Annotated in this window: 17 protein-coding genes; 6 read left to right on the top strand and 11 right to left on the bottom strand. The window is 41.9% G+C overall.

Features of this window, described 5'->3' with window-relative positions:
- The 4 genes from K1X84_13260 to K1X84_13245 all read left to right on the top strand — a co-directional run.
- Positions 1-1,095: TolC family protein (locus K1X84_13260; protein ID MBX7152604.1), on the top strand; the 1,095-nt coding region annotated here is incomplete at its 5' end.
- 13 nt (positions 1,096-1,108) lie between these two features.
- Positions 1,109-2,158 (top strand): efflux RND transporter periplasmic adaptor subunit, encoded by a 1,050-nt coding sequence (locus tag K1X84_13255; protein ID MBX7152603.1) that lies wholly within the window; start codon positions 1,109-1,111, stop codon positions 2,156-2,158.
- Positions 2,159-2,164: 6 nt separating this feature from the next.
- A complete protein-coding gene (locus K1X84_13250; protein MBX7152602.1) occupies positions 2,165-5,449 on the top strand; it encodes an efflux RND transporter permease subunit in 3,285 nt (1,094 codons plus the stop codon).
- A gap of 102 nt (positions 5,450-5,551) precedes the next feature.
- Positions 5,552-6,883 (top strand): site-specific DNA-methyltransferase, encoded by a 1,332-nt coding sequence (locus tag K1X84_13245; GenBank protein ID MBX7152601.1) that lies wholly within the window; start codon positions 5,552-5,554, stop codon positions 6,881-6,883.
- On the opposite strand, the gene K1X84_13240 is transcribed toward K1X84_13245, so the two are convergent.
- From K1X84_13240 to K1X84_13190, 11 genes are all read right to left on the bottom strand, one after another.
- Entirely contained in the window at positions 6,877-7,701 is an 825-nt protein-coding gene (locus K1X84_13240) for an SPASM domain-containing protein (protein ID MBX7152600.1), read from the bottom strand. The two genes, K1X84_13245 and K1X84_13240, sit on opposite strands and share 7 nt — an antisense overlap.
- A gap of 587 nt (positions 7,702-8,288) precedes the next feature.
- Positions 8,289-8,678, bottom strand: coding sequence for an STAS domain-containing protein (locus tag K1X84_13235; GenBank protein MBX7152599.1), 390 nt, complete (start codon positions 8,676-8,678; stop codon positions 8,289-8,291).
- Positions 8,679-8,702: 24 nt separating this feature from the next.
- The gene (locus K1X84_13230) at positions 8,703-9,134 is read right to left on the bottom strand and encodes a hypothetical protein (GenBank protein ID MBX7152598.1); all 432 of its coding nucleotides are present in this window, start codon (positions 9,132-9,134) and stop codon (positions 8,703-8,705) included.
- Between the two features lie 97 nt (positions 9,135-9,231).
- The gene (locus tag K1X84_13225; GenBank protein MBX7152597.1) at positions 9,232-9,738 is read right to left on the bottom strand and encodes a CDP-alcohol phosphatidyltransferase family protein; all 507 of its coding nucleotides are present in this window, start codon (positions 9,736-9,738) and stop codon (positions 9,232-9,234) included.
- A 90-nt stretch (positions 9,739-9,828) separates the two neighbouring features.
- Positions 9,829-10,890 (bottom strand): DUF4837 family protein, encoded by a 1,062-nt coding sequence (locus K1X84_13220; protein MBX7152596.1) that lies wholly within the window; start codon positions 10,888-10,890, stop codon positions 9,829-9,831.
- A complete protein-coding gene (locus K1X84_13215; GenBank protein ID MBX7152595.1) occupies positions 10,883-11,842 on the bottom strand; it encodes a flippase-like domain-containing protein in 960 nt (319 codons plus the stop codon). Before K1X84_13215 ends, K1X84_13220 begins: the two co-directional genes overlap by 8 nt.
- Before the next feature lie 4 nt (positions 11,843-11,846).
- Positions 11,847-14,723, bottom strand: coding sequence for a DUF2723 domain-containing protein (locus tag K1X84_13210; GenBank protein ID MBX7152594.1), 2,877 nt, complete (start codon positions 14,721-14,723; stop codon positions 11,847-11,849).
- A 15-nt stretch (positions 14,724-14,738) separates the two neighbouring features.
- A complete protein-coding gene (rfbD, locus tag K1X84_13205) occupies positions 14,739-15,608 on the bottom strand; it encodes a dTDP-4-dehydrorhamnose reductase (protein ID MBX7152593.1) in 870 nt (289 codons plus the stop codon).
- Between the two features lie 31 nt (positions 15,609-15,639).
- Positions 15,640-16,677, bottom strand: a complete 1,038-nt coding sequence (locus tag K1X84_13200; GenBank protein ID MBX7152592.1) for a glycosyltransferase family 2 protein — start codon at positions 16,675-16,677, stop codon at positions 15,640-15,642.
- A gap of 3 nt (positions 16,678-16,680) precedes the next feature.
- Positions 16,681-18,105: a replicative DNA helicase gene (gene dnaB, locus K1X84_13195; protein MBX7152591.1), complete on the bottom strand. Its 1,425-nt coding sequence runs from the start codon at positions 18,103-18,105 to the stop codon at positions 16,681-16,683.
- A 61-nt stretch (positions 18,106-18,166) separates the two neighbouring features.
- Complete coding sequence (locus K1X84_13190; GenBank protein ID MBX7152590.1) at positions 18,167-18,913, bottom strand: response regulator; 747 nt, start codon at positions 18,911-18,913, stop codon at positions 18,167-18,169.
- Positions 18,914-19,213: 300 nt separating this feature from the next.
- On the opposite strand from K1X84_13190, the gene K1X84_13185 reads away from it, so the two are divergent.
- Both K1X84_13185 and K1X84_13180 read left to right on the top strand, forming a co-directional pair.
- Complete coding sequence (locus K1X84_13185; GenBank protein MBX7152589.1) at positions 19,214-20,569, top strand: HEAT repeat domain-containing protein; 1,356 nt, start codon at positions 19,214-19,216, stop codon at positions 20,567-20,569.
- Positions 20,570-20,581: 12 nt separating this feature from the next.
- The coding region (locus K1X84_13180) for a UPF0182 family protein (protein MBX7152588.1) at positions 20,582-22,080 on the top strand (1,499 nt) is incomplete at its 3' end.

The following is a 22,080-nucleotide window of genomic DNA, read 5'->3' as shown; positions in this document are numbered from 1 at the left end:
GTATTTTTTCTACCGGACTTTGATAACCCGAGTAGCGGAGAAGTTACGCCAATCGAGATCGGTTCGGATAATTCCATTGCTGTTGGATTTACGGCAACCCAGATATTGTTTAATTCGGCGGTTTTTACCGGCGTTGGCACAGCCAGAATTTATCAAAAATCTTCCCGTGAATTATACCGCGCTGAATACAACCGGACCGTATCGAATGTAAAAAAAGCTTTTTATCAGGTATTGCTTTCACAACAGATATATGAAACAACAAAAGCCAGCATGTCTAATACTGAAGAAAATTTTAGGAATGTAAAAATTTTAAATCAGCAAGGCATAGTTTCCGATTACGACCTGATTCGCGCTGAAGTTCAAGTCGAAAATATCCGGCCGCGCGTTATTGAGGCGGAACAAAACGTTTTGGTTGTCACAAATGCACTGAAAATTCTTTTAGGAATTGATGCCGACACGAACGTTCAAGTCAAAGGCGATTTAACACTTCAGGAAGTTGACAGTACATTACTGAATGCACAAACAGCTGTAGAAAACAATGCCAATCTTCATGCACTGCAATATCAGAAGCAGGTAAATCGTGAAATTGCTTCTATACGCCGTTCCGAGTTTCTTCCTACGATATCGGCATTTGGTAATTATCAATGGCAAGCTCAAAAAAATACATTCGATTTCCGGCAAAAAGATTTTGTCGGGACGTCGCAGGTTGGTTTGTCATTGAGTATTAATCTATTCAATGGATTTCAAACTTCGGCGCGGGTTTACCAGGCGAAAATTGATGAACTTAAAGTAGAGCAACAGGTCCGTTATACCAGAGAAAGCATTAAAACAACTTTACAAAGTATTGCGCTTCGTCTCGAAGAAGCGTACAAACGTGTGATGAGTCAGGGGCGTACTGTAGAATTGGCCGAAAAAAGTTATAAAATTGCAAACACACGTTATAAAACCGGTTCAGGTACGCAATTAGAAGTCAATGACGCCGATTTGGCTTTGTTGCAGGCGCGCCTCAACCGTATTCAGGCCGTGTATGATTACATGATCACGCGGGTTGATCTCGAAGAAATTTTAAGTTATCACAATCCCACTCAAAATTAGTAATGGTGAAGCTATGAGGAATTTAATACTATCAGGATTCTTATTGGTTTTTGCAGTCTACGTCATATCGTGTAATTCATCAAATGCCGGATCGTCTTCGGAGAAAGTCGTTGAAAAGGAAGCGGTTGTATTTGTGAAAACGGAAAAAGTAACAGCCACTGAATTTGCGGAAACGATCAAGTTAACCGGTGTCATTGAATCCATGGATAATATCATCGTTCCTGCAGAAGAAAGCGGACGTATTGTTGAATGGCGGGCAACCAAAGGTTCGTACGTCCAGAAGAATCAGGTATTGGCCAAAATCGATGATGCCGCCATCAAATCGGCTTACGATGCTGCAATGGCGAATTATAATATGGCCGATGTTAATTACCTTAAACAAAAATCGGCGTTCGAAGAGCAAGCTATTTCAGAACTTCAGTTGAAAAATCTTGAATTTCAGCGCGATGCGGCTAAAGCTCAGGCTGATCTCGCAAAACTAAGATTGGACAAAACTGAAATAGTAAGCCCGATAGACGGAACTTTGAATGACCGGTATGTTGATGCCGGAGAATTGGCTGTCATTGGTCAACCGGTGGCACAAGTGATTGACATGAATCGAATGAAAGTGATGGTGGGCGTACCGGAACGTCATGCCAAAACTCTGCGAATGGGTCTTGAAGTTGAATTTACCGTCGATGCCTATCCGGGAGACGCGTTCAAAGGAAAAATCAGTTTTGTCGGATCAGCCGTCAATGCTGATAACAGGACCATTCCTGTTGAGGTTTATTTCAATAACATTCAGAGCAAGTTAAAACCACAAATGACTGCTATAGTTAATTTACAACTAGCTACAGCATCAAAAGCGATTTTGATTTCACAGGATTATATTCAACAAATCGATATGGGACGGTTGGTCGTATATGTTGCTAAAAACGGAATTGCCGAAGAGCGTGTTGTGCAAATCGGAGGAACTGATAATCACCGGGTTCGTGTTCTTAATGGTCTTGCCGAAGGGGAAGAATTGATCACAGTCGGTTATCAGAATGTCATTCACAATCAAAAAATCAAAATTCAGGAATAGAATGCGATGAAGCTTTGGAATTTAGCAGTTGATAATAAAGTCACGGTTTATATCCTGATTTTTATAATTGTTCTTTTAGGTTCAATGTCTTATAGCGGTTTGCCACGCGAGGCAGCACCGGATATATCCATCCCGTTGGTTATCGTTTCCGTACCGTATGTTGGTGTTAGTCCTTCGGATGTGGAAGGTCTTGTGACACAACCTCTGGAAAAAGAATTAAAGTCGCTCAAAGACGTCAAAGAAATTACTTCATCCTCGAAAGAAGGGCTTTCGACGATCAGGATAGAATTCGAGACGGAAGTTGACATTGACGAAGCGCTCCGGCGTGTACGCGATAAAGTTAATCAGACGAAACCCAAATTACCGACTGATATTTTAGAGCCTGTCATCAGTGAGATCAACTTCAGCGAATTTCCGATCATGTTTGTCACGTTCGGCGGCGAGTTAGGCTTAGCACGAATGAAAAAAATTGCCGAGAATATTCAGGACAAAATCGAAGCAGTGCCGGGCGTATTGAGTGCTGAAATTACCGGAAGCCTCGAGCCGGAAGTTCAGATCAATTGTGATGTGAATCGTCTGAAAGGCTACGAAATTGGATTCGATGATGTGGTCAATGCGATTCGCGGCGAAAACCTGACAACCCCTGGTGGTGCGATTGACAATGGTACGACGGAATATAGTTTACGCATTCCCGGTGAATTCGCCACTCCCAAACCTATCGAAAATATTATTGTAAAAATGCGTAACGGTTATCCGATTTATATTCGGGATGTAGCGACGGTCGATTATGCCTTTGAAGATCGGCTCACTTACAGCCGACTCAATAGTCAACCGGTTTTGACTCTGACAGTTAAAAAGCGCGCGGGCGAAAACCTGATCAACATTGCAGATGAAGTCAAAAAAATTCTGACTGAAGAAAAAGCTACTTTTCCACCAGGCTTGACTGTCAATATCACTAACGATATGTCGATTGAAATCCGCCGTTCCGTCAAAGAACTTGAAAACAGCGTCATGACAGGCATGTTTCTAGTCGTAATGGTTCTATTTATGTTTTTCGGCATGAAAAATTCGTTTCTGATTAGTACATCCATTCCGTTGTCGATGTTGATTGGTTTTATCGTGCTGAGTTTAATGGGTATTACCTTAAATTTTGTCGTTCTCTTCACGCTTGTTCTTGTTTTGGGAATTTTGGTCGATGATGCAATTGTAGTAATTGAAAATATCTACAGGCATCAGCACGAGTATGGAAAAAATCCGATTCAGGCGGCGAAAGATGCTACGAGCGAAGTTGCTGTTCCGGTTGCTACGTCGACGTTCACGACGATTTCGGGATTTTTGCCCATGTTGTTTTGGCCGGGCGTGATCGGGGATTTTATGTCGTATTTGCCGCTGACACTTATCGTGATGATGAGCGCATCGCTTTTTACAGCGTACGTGATCAGTCCGACGCAGGGCGCACAATTCATCGACTATCACAAAGAAATGAATCAGCTGAAATACGCTATGGACAAGAAACACTGGTGGGCACATTATAATCCATTTAGCCGGATCTACCACTATGTCGACACGCATTTTTTTCCGCGTGCACAGGAAGTGTATGTCAAAACTTTACGATGGACTTTGTCTACTAAACCGCTGATTGATTTTACAATTTTCGGACAAAGATTTGGCGTCTCTTATAAAACGTGTACGGTATTTGGAGCCGGTATTCTCTTGATGCTTGTGACTGGAATATTTATAAAATTCAGCAAAGGTATTGAATTTTTTCCAGAAACACAGCCCAATCAAGTTATTGTTAATATTTCTATGCCTGCCGGAACTCCACTGGAAACGACCAATGAAATTTCTTTAATGATTGAAGATAGATTACGCCGAGTTAAAGGTGTGGAGGATATGGAATTTGTAGTATCCAATGTTGGTACTTCCGAAGATCCTTTTGATATGGGCGGGCAGGGAACACCGAATAAGGCTCAAGTGTCCATCAATTTTTATGAAAAACTCAAACGAAAACAAGATTCATTCCTGACTTTAGAAAATGCTCGCGAAGCGGCTAAGGGAATTGCGGGAGCTGAAATAAAAGTTGCTGCGCAAGAGAATGGTCCACCGGTTGGCGCGCCGGTAAGTATTGAAGTTTCCGGCGATGATTTTGCATCTCTGGCAAAATTATCAGCGCAAATTCAAGATGAAATTCGAAGTGTTTCAGGTTTAGTCGATTTAAAAGACGACTACGATGCCGGCAAGCCTGAAATTCAGGTTATTGTCGATCGTGAAAAAGCCGCTCTATTGGAAATGAATACGGCTCAAATTGCCATGGCCGTTCGTACAGCCGTGAATGGTACTGAAGCATCCAAATATCGTGTCGGCGAAGATGAATATAAAATCACCGTTCGGCTGAGAGAGGATCAACGAAACACGCCCCGCGATCTTGAAAATCTGAATATCACGTTCATGAATAATAAAGGCAAACTTTTGTCCGTTCCGTTGATTTCAGTTGCGACCGTCATTCATAGCAGTGGTGTTTCGAATATTCGGCGTAAAGACCTGAAACGAGTGATTACAATTACCGGGGATGCACAGGGGCGACTGGCCAATGACGTTCTGAAAGATGTTCAGGAAAAATTATCGAAATATCCATTACCAAATGGTTACCGCATAGAATATACCGGCGAAAACGAAGAAATGGACAAAGCGGCTGCATTTTTGTTCAGAACGCTTATCATTACGATTCTCCTGATATTTTTGGTTATGGTATCAGAATTCAATTCAATCAAAGTGCCCTTAGTGATCATGGTTTCTGTACTGCTTTCATTGATAGGAGTTTTCATCGGATTACTTGTAACCGGTACGCCATTTGGTGTCATCATGACGGGAGTTGGGGTCATTTCACTGGCCGGAATTGTCGTTAAAAATGCAATTGTATTGCTGGACTTTACCAAGCATTTGCGTGGTAGTGGTATGTCATTAGATGAAGCATTGGCCGAAGCGGGCCGTACGAGGCTACGCCCGGTTATGCTTACCGCCGGAACGACGATTCTTGGCATTCTGCCCCTGGCTTCTGGAATTGATTTCGACTGGAGGGAATTTCATTTTATTATAGGCGCGGAAAGCAGTGATTTTTGGCGCTCGTTAGGAGTAGCGATTGTTTTCGGTCTCATGGTTTCAACGTTTTTAACTTTGGTGATCGTACCGACCACGTATTCATGGCTTGAAGAAAAAACGGAGAAGGTCGGTGAATGGGTTAAAAAAATATTTGCTAAAGATTCCGATACCGGTACCGCCACCCAAGCTTGAATTCATGTATAGCTGAATTATTCAAAAAAAAAATCCTTTGGAATATCTTATTGGAAATATTCTGAAGGATTTTTATTTTTAAATAAAAAATTCGGTAACACTGTGCAGAAAAAAGAAAAACCTTTCGTCCAATTACGCTGGTCTGATCGTAGTGAAGAAATTTATTCTAAAATTCATGATATTCAGACTATTGAAATCGTTGGCAGCCGTCAAAACAGCATTCAATGGTTGATCCACGGTGACAATTTGCAAGTATTGTCGGCATTATCATTTGGGCCCACGCACAAAATCGTTGAAAAAGCAGGCGGCATTAAGATGATTTATATCGATCCGCCGTTTGAAGTTGGCAATAATTTTTACATGACGGTACAAGTTGGCGAAAAAAAGAAAACGATTAAAGAATTGGCTTATCGGGACAAATGGAATGGCTCGCATGAAAGCTATCTTTCAATGATTTATACGAGATTGAAGCTCATGCACCGACTACTGACCGACGACGGCTGCCTGTTGTTTCATTGCGACTGGAGGCTTAATTCAAAAATACGGTTGATACTGGATGAAATTTTCGGTAGTGAAAATTTTGTCAATGAGATCATCTGGTCGTACCGTTCCGGAGGCGTTTCAAAAACCGAATCGCTTCCAAGGAAACACGATTCGATTCTGTTGTTTCGCAAGTCGAAGAAATTTAAAATCCGCCCTTTAAAAGAACGTCAATATCTGCAAAAAAGTTTTATGGGGTCCAAAGTCGATCTGCAAGGCCGAATTTATGTAGATACTTTATTGCGCGATGTGCTTGAAGGGGAAATCAACGTTGTCCGTGGGGACAAAATCGAAAAATATAATACGCGCCCAGTGCTTAATCTTTCAAAAGAACGCCTTGATTATCCTACACAAAAACCCGAAGGTCTTTTAAAATTACTGATTGAATTGACAACCGGGAAAAATGATTTAATTGCAGATTTTTTTTGCGGATCAGGGTCCACCTTGGCTGCGGCTCAGCAGCTCGGTCGTCAGTGGATAGGGTGTGATCAAAGCGCATTGGCCGTGCACACCGCTTTCAAGAGGACGATGCCATTAAAAAGTGACGGAATGAAACTGCTGAGGATAGGCGAGATGCCTGAAACTTCAATGATTGGTTTTGAATGCGGAATTTTTACAAAAAACGGACAGTGTTTTGCTGAATTAACAGATTTTATTAAGAATACTCATAAAAAGATATCTGTAAAACGTTGGCAAGAGATCGTTGATTATTGGGCGGTTGATTTTGATTTTAATCCAATGGAAGGCTTTAGAGGTGATTGGAGAGATTTTCGTACGAAATCAAAAAGGTCTCTGAATTTAAAATCGAGTGCCTTTAAGAAATCCAACAAAACAAAGATAGCTATCCGTGTGGTAGACGCTTTTGGTAACAGTCATAGCAGAATTTTTCAATGAGTCTCACAATCTTTGCACAATTCAACGTTTACTTTTTTTCTTTTTAAGTGAGCTTTAATCCATAGTAGTCGTTTTTCAGATCGATAAATTTCGAATAACTCTTTTTCTAATATGTTGCCGATAACACCACGCGAATTAAGATCAGCGCAACAGACAGTGACATCTCCATTTGGCAATACTACTAACTGATGCATAAGTAGGCCACAGCCGATCTTATGAGGTTTATGTTTTTTTCGATTGAGTTTGATATCCACTTCTCCTGCCCAGTCGTGCGGATGCCTCAATTCATATTCATCTACCAGCGATAAAATTTCCCTGAACTCTTTATCCATCCAATTGGTATTTAAAACGCGGTCAGGTTCGATGACTGAGATAATTTGCGTACTAACACGTTGTCCGTTATTTTGATTATTTAAAGAAATGAACGTTTTTACGTTATTGCTGAATGTCTCCCATTTTGCCCGCGTACGCATTTCCTCAAATTTTTCCGGTGTTCCACCATCCATGCTGAAACGCATTTTGTCGATAACATTTAATTTCAGAATTTCAGACGCCTTTTCTTTCGTTAATGGGATTCCATTGGTTAGTAAAAAAACTTGTGGAAATGATTGACGAGTTAGGTGGGCTTTTTTTCTGTAATTTGAAATGATTTGCAGCATCTTGATAATTTCTGGGTGAAGAAGCGCTTCGCCCGCGTTATGAAGATTGATAACCTCTATTGATTCAAAACGCCGGTCGGTCAGAAGATTATCTAAAATCTTACCTAGAATTTCGGGTGACATTCTTTGTTTGGGCTTATCGTGATCCAGTGAGCACATGGTGCACCGTAAGTTACAATAACTTACTAACTCAATATTCAGTTCTCTAATGCTACTGTTGTTCTTCCTGATCCGATAGTACAAAAAATAATTAAATACAAAAAATATACCTTGAACCAGTTCAATTCCTTTCCACGTCAAAGTTTCCTTGTGCAATCTGTTTACTATTAAATTTCTTAGAGAAATGTACATGTGAATAGAATGATTGAATACACATAACGGCACATTTTGAGGAAGTCTGTAATACAAGAACTGTGCCGTGCAAAAAAGTAATTCTAGCCAGCAACATCATTGAGGGTAAAAATTATTTTTCAGTGTATTTACGTAAAGATTAGGAAGGCATTTGATAACGATAACTGGGAAAGTGAAGCGATACAATAGACAAAAGGGTCTAATTTATAAGATTTACCTTCCGTTTTGATACAATAAGATATATTTAGGGCGGTGTGAACTAAAAGGGTGGGGATGATGTGATGAATTCGTACGTGGAGTTTGCTGAAAAGATTAGATTCGATAAAATATTTAAATGTAGTGGAAATCTGCTTAAAGTAGGGAGGTTTCAGTTTTATCCATACAGATGAAAAAGGCTATTTGCCTGCAAAAGCCTTAACCGCATCTTCTTGGGTTGGATATATTTCAAAAACTTCAATCAATTTAGTGATGTTCAGAACATTTTTTACAAATTCGTTGAGTCCGCCGATTTTTAAGTTCCCGCCTTTGTTACGAATGGCCGTATAAACCGAAATAAGGCTTCCTAACCCGGAACTGTTGATGCGTTTAATTTTTGAAAGATCGATTACGATGTCTTTCATATCGCCGCTGATCAATTCTTTTACGGCACTTGTGAGCATCTGGATATGTTCTTCCGTCATAAGCTTGTCTTCGATTTCTACAATCGCCATGGAATCGGTAACGCGCTTAGAAGTAACCTTAACGGCACTCTCGCTGGCAATTTGCACTTTTTTACTCTGCTTCATATAGTTTTTGTCTTCCATATTCGATTAGGGTTTCTTTCCGAGTTTAGAGTTAATCAAATCAAGGTGCGCGTTCATATCGTACAAATGACGCTGAAGTATCCAGATTTCTTCACCCATTTTTTGAATGGCCGCTTCATCACCGCTTCGGCCACCATAAGTCAAACTATTACCAATTTCGTCAAAAGTATCGGCGGAATGTTTAAGATAAGTTACGTAATAATGGATTTCTTTGCGGATTTCAGTGAAATCAATCTGAGAAGATTTGGCCATTTCATTGACTTTCAGACGCAAGTATGTTGCGTTAAGTTTAAAAACATTCAAATCTTCCAAAACTTTATCAATATCAACTTCGCGCTCTTCTGAAATATTCGGGTTAAGTTCGACTTCCATCGATTTAAGATCGACATGAATACGGCGAAGATCACCCGCTAATTCTTTAATTTTAGCAGCAAACATGAGAACCTCTGAGATCGGTTATTTCAAAGACAAGGTCGTGGAGGGACATTTCGATTTTAGTTATTTTTTAAGAGACAATCAATAATTTATTTATAGGTCATGTCTGTTGCTCTCCAATAAATGAGGCCAATCGTATAGCGTATGATGCCGATGACGCGATTAAGAAAATTACACTAGCCCAAAGACAAAACTGGAAAAATTCTTCAAAATGATAGAGATCTTTTACGGTATAAATTAAAATTGTAATAGCCATTACCGTTACAGTTATTTTCCCAAGCATGTTGGACATAAAAATGTAATTGTATTTTTTTTTGACATAAAGCCCGACCACAAAAATAATAATATCGCGCGCAAACGCAAAAAGTACAAACCAGGTTGGAAAATCACTTCTGGTTATAGCCAAATAACTTAAAATAACGGCTATACCAATTTTGTCGGCAATAGGGTCGATAATTTTTCCGACTTCGGTGACCTGATGCAATCGACGTGCTAATTGCCCATCCAGTGTATCCGTGAGGGCGCCAATAAACATGAGGATGAGCGCATTTAAATTATATTGCGGGTCAATGGTTCCAAGATGTAAATAATAAATTATAGGAAGCAAAAAAAATATCCGGCTCATGCTCAAAATATTAGAAATGGTCCAGATCCGACCTTCGAACAATCGTTTTGATGGAGTTGTTGCCGACACGGTTTATCTTAAATTGGGGTTACTGAGGCTGAACGTATGGATAATGACGTCCAACTCGCGCATGTATTTTAATTTTTGATTATCTTCGGGAAAAAAAACAGCTTCGTCTATAAAAAATATTTTCTTGGCCGAGTCGTCATAAAATGCAGTAGATTTAAAAGGGCCGCCGAATGCATTTTTGATATCGGCTGTTTTCCAAATGCCGGTATACTCCAACGCATTGTAATGATTGAAGATCGTTAAGCGGACGTTGTCATATCCTGAATCGTTCACCACAGGTTCAAAAAACCACGATCCAATTTTGCTACGGGTTGAAATCATCCATGATTTGCTCAACGTTTCTGCGGCTTCCGAACTGTCATTGACAGAAACCCAATAAAGACTGATCCAACGTTGCAATGCTTTGCTATATGAGCGAGAGTGAAAACGAACATAGTTACTATCTTCTTTATCCTCGAGCAGCTTGAAATCAGGGTGAATTCGCATGTACCAGCCATATTTTTTGAATAGTTCGTTCTGCAATTCTTTGTTTTCAAGTGGAGAAGATGTTGTATATATAAAATCGTAAACCAATTCATTTTTGTGCTGATTAAAAACATCGTATACCATATCGGCATTGTCTTGCAATGCCAAGTTAAGATCCGCCATTGCCGGCGCTGTTAAAATCATTAGCCGTTGATTCAGCGTCCATTCATCATTGCGCGTAAAGACAAAATATTGCCCGGTTTCAACAGCACGGGTTGCATCTTCGCTCAACATGGCTTTGACAGCATTGGAAACAGGTTGATCTGAATCAAGCGTACCGATCATAATGACGTTTTTATATTTTTTATATGTCTCGAATAACGAGATCGGTACTTTTTGAATATAAAAATCGGTTTCCGGTTGGGGCGTAAAATAGGTGCGTTCAAAAACTTTTTTTAATATTTCCTTACCTAATTCCCAGTTGGATGAATCGGCAATGATGATGATCTGATCATTGCCGCCGATAGCGGAAGATTTTCTTCGTTCACAACCGGCAATCAGCATCGAGCCAAGAATAATTGTCAGGACTAATTTACTCATAATGATAATGGCTTTTTCTTAATAAAAAGACAACTGCACCGGGTAACGCGGAAATCGTGCCAACGATATAGGTTATAAAACCGATTGAAAAAGCAAGTTCGTGCGTCAAACCAATGCGCTTAAATAGTAAAATGGCTGTTTGTTCGCGCGGACCTGTACCGCCAATAGAAATAGGCAAGCTTGCTGCCAATGAAATAATAGGAACAAAAATGATATAATATACAAGCGAAGACGAATCATTCAGTGCGCGTCCGACCGACCAAATGGAAAAAATCCTTAAACATTGCACCACTACAGAGATGCCGAATATCCTGATCAACTGATCAGGCCGAGTTTTGAAACTATTCATCGCATAATATAAACGTTGAAGACGTTCATAAATACGCGGCGGAGTTATTTTAAACAGCGGTTTGATCGTGCGATCGGCGATTTTTTTATTGAATACCACGACCAGAACAAAAACCCATGCGGAGAGCAAAAGCATGATGGTCAGAAACATTCGGGGCGATTCACCACGGCCGATTACAAATGCCCCGGTCAGTCCGGCCAAAAAAATCAATGTAAATAAACCTAAGAAACGGTCAAAAAAAACCGATGCAAGGGCCGGGGACAAACTCTTTTCATCCACGCTGTGTTTCTGGATATCATAAATACGCATAAAGTCGCCGCCCATTCCGCTGATCAAAAAACTATTGAAAAATAATCCGACGTAATAATAGCCGAGCACTTTCCAATAGCTGATGGAAAATTGCCCGATGCGCAAAATCCATTGCCACTGCAGCGCACCAAGACAATAGCTCAAAGTTAATAAAACCAGTGAAGTCACTAACCACAGCCATTCCGTGTGTTTCCACTGCTCCTGCAAAGCCGCCCAGTCTAATTTATAAACGGCAAAATAGATTAATCCGGCACTCACAAGAATTTTAAAACACAAAAACAGAAACTTCTTCACGATGCTATTTTTTAATTTTATTCTGAATTTCCGACAATCGTGACTTTGCGCTTACGTCATTGGGATTGCGTGACAACCAGTCCTCCAGAACTTGTGCCGCCGCCGCATAATCGCCCTTGGATTCGAGCGCCTGAATGTATAACCCTAAAGCCTCGCCATTACGTGGATCCGTATCAACAATAGGTTTGATTAATTCAATCGCCGCATCGTTGTCATGGAGAATAAATTCATACAGCCCGGCTATTTTGATTTTTGCATTATTATCCAAACGGTACTGCTTTTCATCCGAGAGAACTTGTTGGATATATTCGCGCAATTTTTCAGGTTTTCCGGCATCGGCGTAAAATTGTCCGATAGTTAATTTAATCCGGTAATCACGGATAGGTATAACTGTTTCGGGGACGGTTTTTTCCATTTTTTCCAATAGGGCGACTATTTTCTGATCGTCATTCAAAGCATCCGGCAAAACGTCGTCGTGTTTATTTCGCAACGGAGCCGCTCCTGCTTTTTTCTGACGGTAATAATCCACCATCTGCAGGAAAAGTGACCGGTAATTCTGCGTCAATCGGCGCACATTGTCGTCATACGAAACGTCGGGATTATCCATATTACGGTATTTGTATTTATTGAAAGAATTTTCATAAATACGTTGCGATGACATTTCCTGGTCGGGAACCGTGATTAATTTATAAGCCAATCCGTCCATTCTCATATAACGGCGCAGTCCTACATAATTATCGCCGCTGACGGTAATGGCAAAATAGATCGGGCGCTTGAATTTATTGGCAAATAAAATATCCAACACCATCAAATCCTGAACGCGTATGCCTTGTCCTTGAATGGTGGGTTGGACTTCAAATGTAATTTTCGGAATACTCATCGTGTCATGATTCGGCGGTAACGGGTTACCCGATTCTACCCAATCTTTCCAGTAAGTTTCTTTAGCAACTTCCATGGAAAAAGAGCGTGCCTTCCAACGTACAGGTTGAATAGCAGAATTTGGAATCTTCGGATCGCCCAAAATTTCCCGATCACTGTATCCGATAGGTACTTTAGCAGCCTTAACTATTTTTCCATCAGGTAAATGGTATTCAGGTTCGCGATTTTTCAGTTGATTAATATACCATTCTGTGTTGAGAAGGCTAAGGTTGACAATCCGAATGTCGGGGCGGACTTTTTCAACTTCCTGTAAATACCAAAGCGGGAAGGTGTCGTTATCGCCGTTCGTAAACAACAAAGCGTTTTCTTCGCAGGTTTCAAGAAGATTATACGAATAATCCCACGCTACGTAATTGCCTTGGCGGCTTGCTGTAAATCTATTATAGGCGAACATATTCAGCGGCAAAAGAATTGCCAGCAACGCAACTATCCCATATGTCGACCACTGCATCTTTTTGATGTCGGCAATTTTTTCTTCAATGGTTTCTAAAATCGAATAAATGCCTATACAGATCCATATTGAAAAGGCAAAATAAGCGCCGACATAAGCATAATCACGTTCACGTGGTTGGGGATCTTGTTGATTAAGATAGATGATTACGGCGATTCCATTCGTAATGAAAAAGCCAAAAGTTGCTAATGCGCGTTTCCAGTCTTTGGTGAAATGGTGTACGGCTCCGAACAGTCCGACTAAAAATGGAAGCCCATATAAGCCTCTTAAACTAAAAACAGTGAATACATAACCGTACCGATCCGTCTGCGTATCTTGCATTGCGTCCACACGCCATCCGATCAGGTTGCGTAAATGATCGATCAATGAGAGTGCTTGTTCATCCGGACGACCCATAAATTGCCAGTTAAAATAACGGACGAACATTTTATTGAATTGATAATCCCAGAACGGCGCCTGGCGCGGGAAAAGCGACATTTCGCCGTATTGCTCACGGTTCAAATAGCGAATGAAAGCCGTCCATGTATCGGGATCGTTTTGGTCGACGTTGGGATTAAGACCTGAACGAATCAGGATCATGGCATACGTGGAGTAACCGATGAAAATAAGCAGTGTTGATAAAACGACCAGCGATGCCGTGTGATTGTTGACCTTTATAAAATAGTAGGATAAGTAAAGCAACAAGGCGAAAAATAAAAATACAGAAATATTGGCAAGGCCAAATTGATCCAATGCGTATGGAATCTGAACACTGTAAAAAATGAAAACCTTATAAATGATGGCCATCGCCAGAAGCCCGATGATCGAAAACATAACCAGCGACGTAAAATTGATTTCAAATTTTTTAGTATAGATCAGAAAGAAAATAAACGGAAGCGCCAGCAAATTCAGTAAGTGCACGCCGATGGCTAACCCGACCATGTAAGCGATCAATAATAAATAGACATCGCTGTGAATATCATCGGGTTTCTCGAGCCAGACCGTAATGAGCCAGACAACAATTGTCGCGAAAAAAATACTTGCGGCATACACTTCTGCTTCGACAGCATTGAACCACTGGCTGTACGAGAACGCAAATGTCAATGCCCCGATGGCCGCCGACAAAGTAATTCTCAAACCGTCGAAAGTCGTTTCCGGCCGGTTACGCCATTGCATGATCAGTCGAACGGCCGTTAAATATAAAAACAATACTGCAAACGCACTGGCGAGTACAGAAATCATGTTGACGCGATATGCAATATCGTAATTCGTGACGGCCAGGCCAAGAGGGTAACCAATACTCGAAAACGGTATCATGGAGAATACACGCCCGATCAGAAGAAATAGAGGCGATCCGGGAGGGTGAGGAATCGCCAGAGTATACGCGCATGCGGCGAACTCACCGCAATCCCAGTATGAAACCGTCGGAGAAACTGTGATAAAATATCCAAGGAAGGCCAATATAAAAACAATCAGCCCGACGATTTTATTCATTTTGGCAAAATCAAACATGAATTGGTTAACTCCTTATAGTTTTAATTTATTTTCTTTATCTAAAAAATAATCTTCTAAGGCCGCATCCCACATTTTCATAAAATCAATACCAAGGTTTTGCAGGTTTAAATTCTTTAAAACGGAATAGGCAGGCCTTTTAACCGGGCTGGCAAATTCTTTGACGGTAGTTTTTTCGAGGCGTGTATTGATTTTGGCAATTTCAAAAATTTTACGCGTAAATTCATACCATGAACAACTGCCGTTATTGGTGGCATGATAAATACCGTAGCGATCGATGCCCATTAAAATTTTGATCTGCTGAGCTAGGTTCAACGTAAAAGTCGGCGTTAAAATTTCATCGTCTACAACTTTGACGACGTCACGCTCTTTTGCCAGCTTCAACATGGTTTCAACAAAATTGGTTTTCTTTCCGCGATTGGGGTGAATACCGTACAAACCGGATGTTCGGATGATGAAATATTGATCATGTGTCATTTGAATGTAGTGTTCTCCGGCCAATTTCGATAAACCGTATACATTAACAGGACGACAGAGGCTCGTTTCAGAATAAGGTTGATTTTCATTGCCGTCAAAAACGTAATCGGTGCTGATATGGATCAGTTTACTTTTGGCTTTGGCGCATCCGGCAGCGACATGTTTGGCTCCGAGGGCATTGACGGTGAAAGCTTTTTGGTCATCAAGCTCGCATCCCGGCACATCTGTCCATGCAGCGCAATTGATCACCCAATCCGGTTTTGATTCGTTAATAAATTTTTGAGTTGCTGCATCCTTCGTAATGTCGCACTGATCATGCGTAACCGGTGCCAGCGTGAAATCCTTTTTCAAAACGCGTTGGATATCTTTTCCTAATTGTCCCGTAGCGCCGAAAATCAAAACTTTCATGGCAATAAGTTAAAATGTCAAAAAATTAAATTCAGAAATTTAAAATATGAAACTCTTTTTTCTTCTTCAAGAAATAATCAACAACAATGCTGCGCGGATAAATCAAATGGCTGTAATGTTTCAGTGGCAATTTTGCGGTTTTAGAAGTCTCCCGCCGTTTTTGGAGTAGCAGTCCGTAGTTTCGATATATCCAGAAGTGCGCTTTTAATACGGCGACAACTCGCTGAGGTTCCCCGGAGAACAGACCGTAAATGGCCGAAATACCATCCAGAAGCATCCGGATAAAAATTATTTGTACAAAACGAGATGAATCCAAGTTTTTGAAAAGCGTTATGAGACTATTCCGATGATTCCAATACATTTTCTTTATATTCTGTGCAGGCAGGCTGGCGCTGACATAATGATAGACGATGGCTTGCGGTATGACCTTAATCGTAAAGCCGGAACGATGAAGCCGCCAGCACAGATCGATTTCCTCAAAGTGCATGAAGAACGTTTCGTCCAGAAGTCCAATTGTATCCAGCGCAGATTTGCGCAGAAACAGTGCAGCGCCGCTCGCCCAGAAAATGTCGCACGCGTCGTCGTATTGTCCATGATCGGATTCCATCGTATCAAAAATTCTGCCTCGTAAAAAAGGATATCCCCAGCGATCGATAAATCCACCGGATGCTCCGGCATATTCGAAGAAACCTTTGTTGATCATGGATTGCAGCTTGGGCTGCAAGGCACCAATTTGTGAATCGGCTTCGGCGGTGTTCACCAGATGCGTCAGCCAATTCGCATCAACTTCAATGTCGTTGTTGAGCAATACGACGTATTGACCCTTGGCCGCTCGGATGCCGAGATTATTGCCGCCGGTATAACCCAGGTTGCTGCCGGATTCGATGATTTTAAATTCAGGATAATTTTTTCGTACATGGGCTATTGAATCGTCCTTTGACGCATTATCGACCATAATCCACTCGACATTGGAATAAACTGTACGACGCAGTGAAGTAAAACAGGCGTCGATGAATTTCATCCCGTTATAGTTGAGGATAACGACGGAGACGAGCGGAGTGTTATTCATGGGTTAAAATGGCTGATCGTCTTGGAAGGACGGCGGAGGAACTTCCTGTGCGTGGCTCAGATCGATTTCAACAAACCGTGCAAATTTTTTAATAAATCCGACTTTGACGTCACCGACGGGACCGTTACGCTGCTTGGCGATAATCAAATCGGCCGGAACTAATTCGGCTTGCCTTTCCATACTTTCAGTGGCGTAGTAATCTTCGCGATGAACGAACATCACGAGATCGGCGTCTTGTTCGATCGAGCCGGAATCACGCAAATCGGATAGCATCGGTTTTTTATCGCCGCCACGTTGCTCGACAGCGCGGGACAACTGACTGAGCGCCAGGATAGGGACATCCAGTTCTTTGGCGAGCGCTTTGAGCGAACGGGATATTACCGCAACTTCTTCCTGTCGTGTTGCATTGGACTTAGTCGTAGCGGAAACTAATTGCAAATAATCGACCACAAGCAATTCAATCTGTTTTTCAGCTTTTAACCGGCGTGCACGTGCGCGAAGTTCCAAAATATTCAACCCGGGCGTATCGTCGATGTAAATCGGTGCTTTGGATAATTTTCCGACGCTGACGGATAATTTAGACCAATCGTTCGGCGGTAGCATGCCCGTGCGTACTTTATGTGCATCCACCTGCGCTTCGGCACATAATAAACGCATGACCAATTGCAGGGAGGACATTTCAAGACTGAAAAAGCCAACAGGTTTTTTAGCATCAACAGCGACATTACGGGCAATGGAGAGTACGAGTGCAGTTTTACCCATGCTGGGGCGTCCGGCCACGATGACAAGATCAGAGTTTTGGAATCCGCTTGTCATGCTATCCAACGATTTAAATCCGGATGTAACGCCCGTTACGCCGCCGGGTTTGTGATGGAAGCTTTCAATTTGTTCGAACGCTTTATGGAGAATCGGGTTTAACGCTGTGAAACCTTGCGTGCTTTTGTCTTGGGAAATTTTGAAAATCTGTTGCTCAACGCTGTCGATCAATTCGCTCGCGTCTTCGGTTTCCTGGAATGCCATGGTCACGATCTGGCTGCCAACATTGATCAATTTACGCAAGCGGGATTTATCGAGGACAATTTGAGAATAATGAACGATGTTGGATGCGCTGGGAACTTTTTGCGTGAGTCCGGTGAGGAAGTAACTGCCGCCGATTCTTTCTAATTGATTTTCTTTTTTTAGTTCTTCCGTCACTGTAATCAGATCGATCGGTTGAGCGGCCTGATATAATTTTAACATTGCAGCATAAATAATCCGATGCGCTTCTTTATAGAAGCATGATTCATCAAGAAAATCAGCAACCTTGGTCAGCGCTGTTTCATCGATCAAAAGGGAGCCTAGGATAGCTTCTTCGACTTCAAGCGCTTGTGGCGGCACGCGACCGGCGAATTCGAGGACATTGGAAGGTTTATTTTCAGGAACTGACATAAGATGTTAAGGTTTTTTTAGTTGAAACTGATTCTGAGGTGATCAGCCGGGTGCGATTTTTTTATGCCTGACCTTTTTCGCGTAAATGAGCCAATAATTCCTGAATCGAGAGAAATTGCGATTGATTCGATGAATTTTTCATAGCACCGATAACTTTTTCCAGCAGTTCCATCGTTTCTTTTACTTTACGGCATCCTTCGAGAGAAGCTTCGACAAGTTTCTCGACGCTTTCAGTATCATCGGGCGAGCATATTTGCGCGCGTCCGAAAATCGGGGCGATTGCATTATTAATATTATGGGAGATGGCCAGTAATGTTTCTTCGAGCGTTTTAATGCGCTCGAGTTCTTTTTGTTGAGCGGTGAGTTCGTCGCGGAGGCGTTTCATTCTCAACATGGCAAGAATACGCGCGCGCAATTCGATCAGGTTGTAGGGCTTCGTGATATAATCATCGGCGCCCTTCTCAAGACCGGTAATTTTATCAATCGTTTCTTTTTTTGCCGTTATTAAAATGATGGGAGTGGACTGAATAGCCGGATCGCTGCGGACTTCTTCGCAGAATTTAAAACCGTCCATTTTCGGCATCATCACATCACTGATAACTACGTCGTGATGTTTGGCCTTCAATAATTTCAAACCTTCAACGCCGTCATTAGCCAGATCGACCTGATAGCCTTCTTTTTTGAAAACCATTTTCAGGATCGACAGACTGTCGTCATCATCGTCAATAACCAGCAATTGAGGAGTATCGGTTGGTTCTTCCGATAATCCTGCTGACGGTTTACTTTGCACCTGACCGGCTCGAATCATTGGCTAAATCCAAATTGACTTTTTATTTGAATTGGTTTACTTTGTTCACAACTTCAAGGCAGAAGTAGCACCCAAGGGCTTGAGAAAAGCAAATTTTTTTGCGCGATAGTATATATAATTTAGTTTCGATTTGCAAGTTTATTAAATCGCCTCTGTTTTCCTCATTTTTAAGATAAAATTTCAAAAAACTCCAGTATCACCGGACATGACTGCCGGCGACTTTCGTGCAGATAACGACGGAAATAGGTTTTCGATATTGATTACATTATAATAAAAATTAGAAATATGTAGGGAAAAAACATGAAAAAATTTGCACTTCTAATGTTGATAGCATTGACCGCGGGCTGTAAAAAATTTCCAGATCAATCGTCGTTGCCTCCGCGACCGACGATTATCAAATATTGTTGGCAAACCTTTGATCTTGGCCTCAAAGATAAGAGTGATTTCGTTAAAAACTCGACTATTCTGACTTTGGGGCGAATCGGCAACCGGACGGCCGTGGAAACGATGCAGGCGATCGATTTTAAAGGGCGTCCGTCAGTCGTGCGGACCTATGTTTATACATTGTCGCAACTGCACGATACCGCGGCATTTCAGGCTTTACATGCCTATTTTTATTCCAATGATTTTCAAATTCGCGAGACGGTGATAACCGGTCTTGCGAAAATGAGCGATTTATATGATGATAGTACGATGATCCGCATTTTTAAACGTGCGATAGTGGAAGCCGACAGCATTCAGGCCGATACGTTATTATACGACAGAGATGAAATTGCGAGGGACAAATTATCGCTCAAGGCCAAGGCTGGACTGGCGCTACTGAAAATGAACGATCGTTCGGGGACGGAGTTCATCCGTGCGGCATCGGCTCACCCGGCGTTTCAGGTCCGTGTCTCCATTGTGCAGATTATTGGTGAAATTAAACCGTCCGGAGCCGTGGGATTTTTACAAAATTTTATGACCGATCCTTCCGATTACGTTCGCTCAAAAACGGCAGAAGCATTGGGTAAATTAAATACAACCGAAGCCAATCGAATGCTGAAATCCATGATCAACGATCGTTCACCAGATGTGCGGGCGAAAGCAGCTGAGAAATTATTAGCGACCGACGAGGACATGGCATTGGAAGTTTTATTAAAAGACTTCAACACGCCGGATGACGGATTGAAAAGTTCCATCATGCTGACGCTCGGCGATATCAAGGATGAAACAGCACGTTCGAAAATCATTACATTGCTGCGGGATCAGATGGCTGATTCAAGCGAGTGGATTCGGATCGCCGCCATCGGTGCTTTGGGGAGTTTACGCGATACGACATCCATTGATCTTTACACGGCAGCGCTTGATGACCGTTCATCGTCCGTACGGGAAATTGCTGTCGGAGTTCTCGCGACCTTAAAAGGCAAAGCGATGTTGAACGATTTGATGACGTTCATTAAAGATGATGAATATTCCATGCGTTCGGTGGCGATTGCCGGATTGGGAAAGATCGAAGACGAAAAGCTTGTGAGTTCAAAGATTATTCCGGTGTTATACGACCGCCTTCGCAATGATGACGATATGATGGTACGTGTGCGTGCCGCCTATACACTGCTCGATCTTTTTAATGACCGGGCTTTTACTAAAAAAGATATTTTTAACAGAACTTTCAAATAGGAGATATTGAAAGTGAAAAAATTTATTGCACTGATTGTCGTCGCAGTTTTGGCGATCATTTTAATTCGATCATTCGTCGATTTTTACAGCGAATTATTATGGTACCGTTCAATGAATTATGAAGAAACGTTCTGGACGATGTATACGACGGAATATGTAGTGGGAATAGTTTACTTCCTTGTATTCTGGGTTATTATCGGCGTGAATGTATGGATTGCTGCGCGAGTTCAGCCTGCTTTTTCGTCCGTCATGGGTTCGATGTTTCAGCAGCAAATCCGCGCTTTGACCAAACCGGCAAAATTGATTTATTTCGGAGTTCTGCTGTTTATTTCGTACGTGATGTCTGCCGGTCCGGCGTCGAATTGGATGCGCGTACTGCAATTCATGAACAACGAAAAATTTGGCGAAGTAGACGCGGTATTTTCCAAGGACGTCGGTTTTTACGTATATGAATTATCTTTCTATCAATCGACAATCAATTGGTTGTTCGCGCTGGTAGTGATCAGTATTTTGGCTACCGGCGCCGTGTATGTTTTTAAAGGCTCGATCCTGATGCAGCCGCAAGGATTCGATTTCGGAGCTGCAGCGAAACGCCATCTGATGATTCTGATCAGCTTGTTTTTCGGCCTATATATTTTCGATTATCATTTTGCATCATTTGATGTGTTGTATAACGATAACGGCATCGTTGTCGGTGCGAGCTACGCCGACGTGAACGCGCTACTGGTCGGTTATAAGATTATGATGGCGGTAGCGCTGATCGCGATGGGACTGGCTTTGGCCGGTGCTTTTCGAGGCGTGTGGAAGTTATGCTTCGGTGCGGTACTATTTCAAATCGTTGCCGCAGTTATCCTGCTCAAAGCTTATCCGGCCGTTATTCAAAAGCTCGTGGTCACACCGAACATGCTGGAAAAAGAAAAGCCGTATATACTTGAAAATATCAAACAGACGCGTCGGGCGTATGAATTGGATCAGATCGAAGAACGCGATTTTAATTATGCTCTCAATCTGACATCAGGTGATATTGCAGCGAACGATCTGACGATCAAAAATGTGACGTTGTGGGATTATCGTCCGCTACGAGATGCATATTCGCAGCTTCAGGAAATCCGTCCGTATTACAATTTTTCGGATATTGACGTTGACCGCTATCGCATTAATAATGAATACCGCCAGGTCATGCTGGCTGCGCGTGAACTTAATTTGGCAAAGACCGGCGGCACTGATAACTGGATTAACAAAACATTTGTCTATACGCATGGTCACGGAATTGTGATGAGCCCGGTGAACGTTGTCACGCAGGAAGGACAGCCGGAATTTTTCATTAAAAACATTCCTCCGGATGTTCATGCCGATATTAAATTAGACAGGCCGGAAATTTATTTCGGTGAGCAACAAAGTATTGACGATTATGTGATTGTGAAAACGTCTAAAGAAGAATTTGATTATCCTTTGGGCGAAGCCAATCAATGGACGTTTTACAAAGAAGATGCAGGGGTTGAGATAGGATC

The sequence above is a fragment of the bacterium genome (assembly GCA_019695335.1).
Classification (GTDB): Bacteria; CLD3; CLD3; order SB21; family SB21; genus JABWBZ01.
The sequence above is the reverse complement of the archived record's forward strand: the minus strand, read 5'-3'. Positions and strand labels throughout refer to the sequence as shown.

Bases quoted from the DNA above. Each gene is read 5' to 3' on its own strand.
- dnaB (MBX7152591.1), bottom strand. From the start codon at position 18,105: ATGTCAGTTCCTGAAAATAAACCTTCCAATGTCCTCGAATTCGCCGGT.
- K1X84_13255 (MBX7152603.1), top strand. From the start codon at position 1,109: ATGAGGAATTTAATACTATCAGGATTCTTATTGGTTTTTGCAGTCTAC.
- K1X84_13240 (MBX7152600.1), bottom strand. From the start codon at position 7,701: ATGTGCTCACTGGATCACGATAAGCCCAAACAAAGAATGTCACCCGAA.
- K1X84_13250 (MBX7152602.1), top strand. From the start codon at position 2,165: ATGAAGCTTTGGAATTTAGCAGTTGATAATAAAGTCACGGTTTATATC.
- K1X84_13235 (MBX7152599.1), bottom strand. From the start codon at position 8,678: ATGAAGCAGAGTAAAAAAGTGCAAATTGCCAGCGAGAGTGCCGTTAAG.
- rfbD (MBX7152593.1), bottom strand. From the start codon at position 15,608: ATGAAAGTTTTGATTTTCGGCGCTACGGGACAATTAGGAAAAGATATC.
- K1X84_13210 (MBX7152594.1), bottom strand. From the start codon at position 14,723: ATGTTTGATTTTGCCAAAATGAATAAAATCGTCGGGCTGATTGTTTTT.
- K1X84_13220 (MBX7152596.1), bottom strand. From the start codon at position 10,890: ATGAGTAAATTAGTCCTGACAATTATTCTTGGCTCGATGCTGATTGCC.
- K1X84_13185 (MBX7152589.1), top strand. From the start codon at position 19,214: ATGAAAAAATTTGCACTTCTAATGTTGATAGCATTGACCGCGGGCTGT.
- K1X84_13230 (MBX7152598.1), bottom strand. From the start codon at position 9,134: ATGTTTGCTGCTAAAATTAAAGAATTAGCGGGTGATCTTCGCCGTATT.
- K1X84_13190 (MBX7152590.1), bottom strand. From the start codon at position 18,913: ATGATTCGAGCCGGTCAGGTGCAAAGTAAACCGTCAGCAGGATTATCG.
- K1X84_13200 (MBX7152592.1), bottom strand. From the start codon at position 16,677: ATGAATAACACTCCGCTCGTCTCCGTCGTTATCCTCAACTATAACGGG.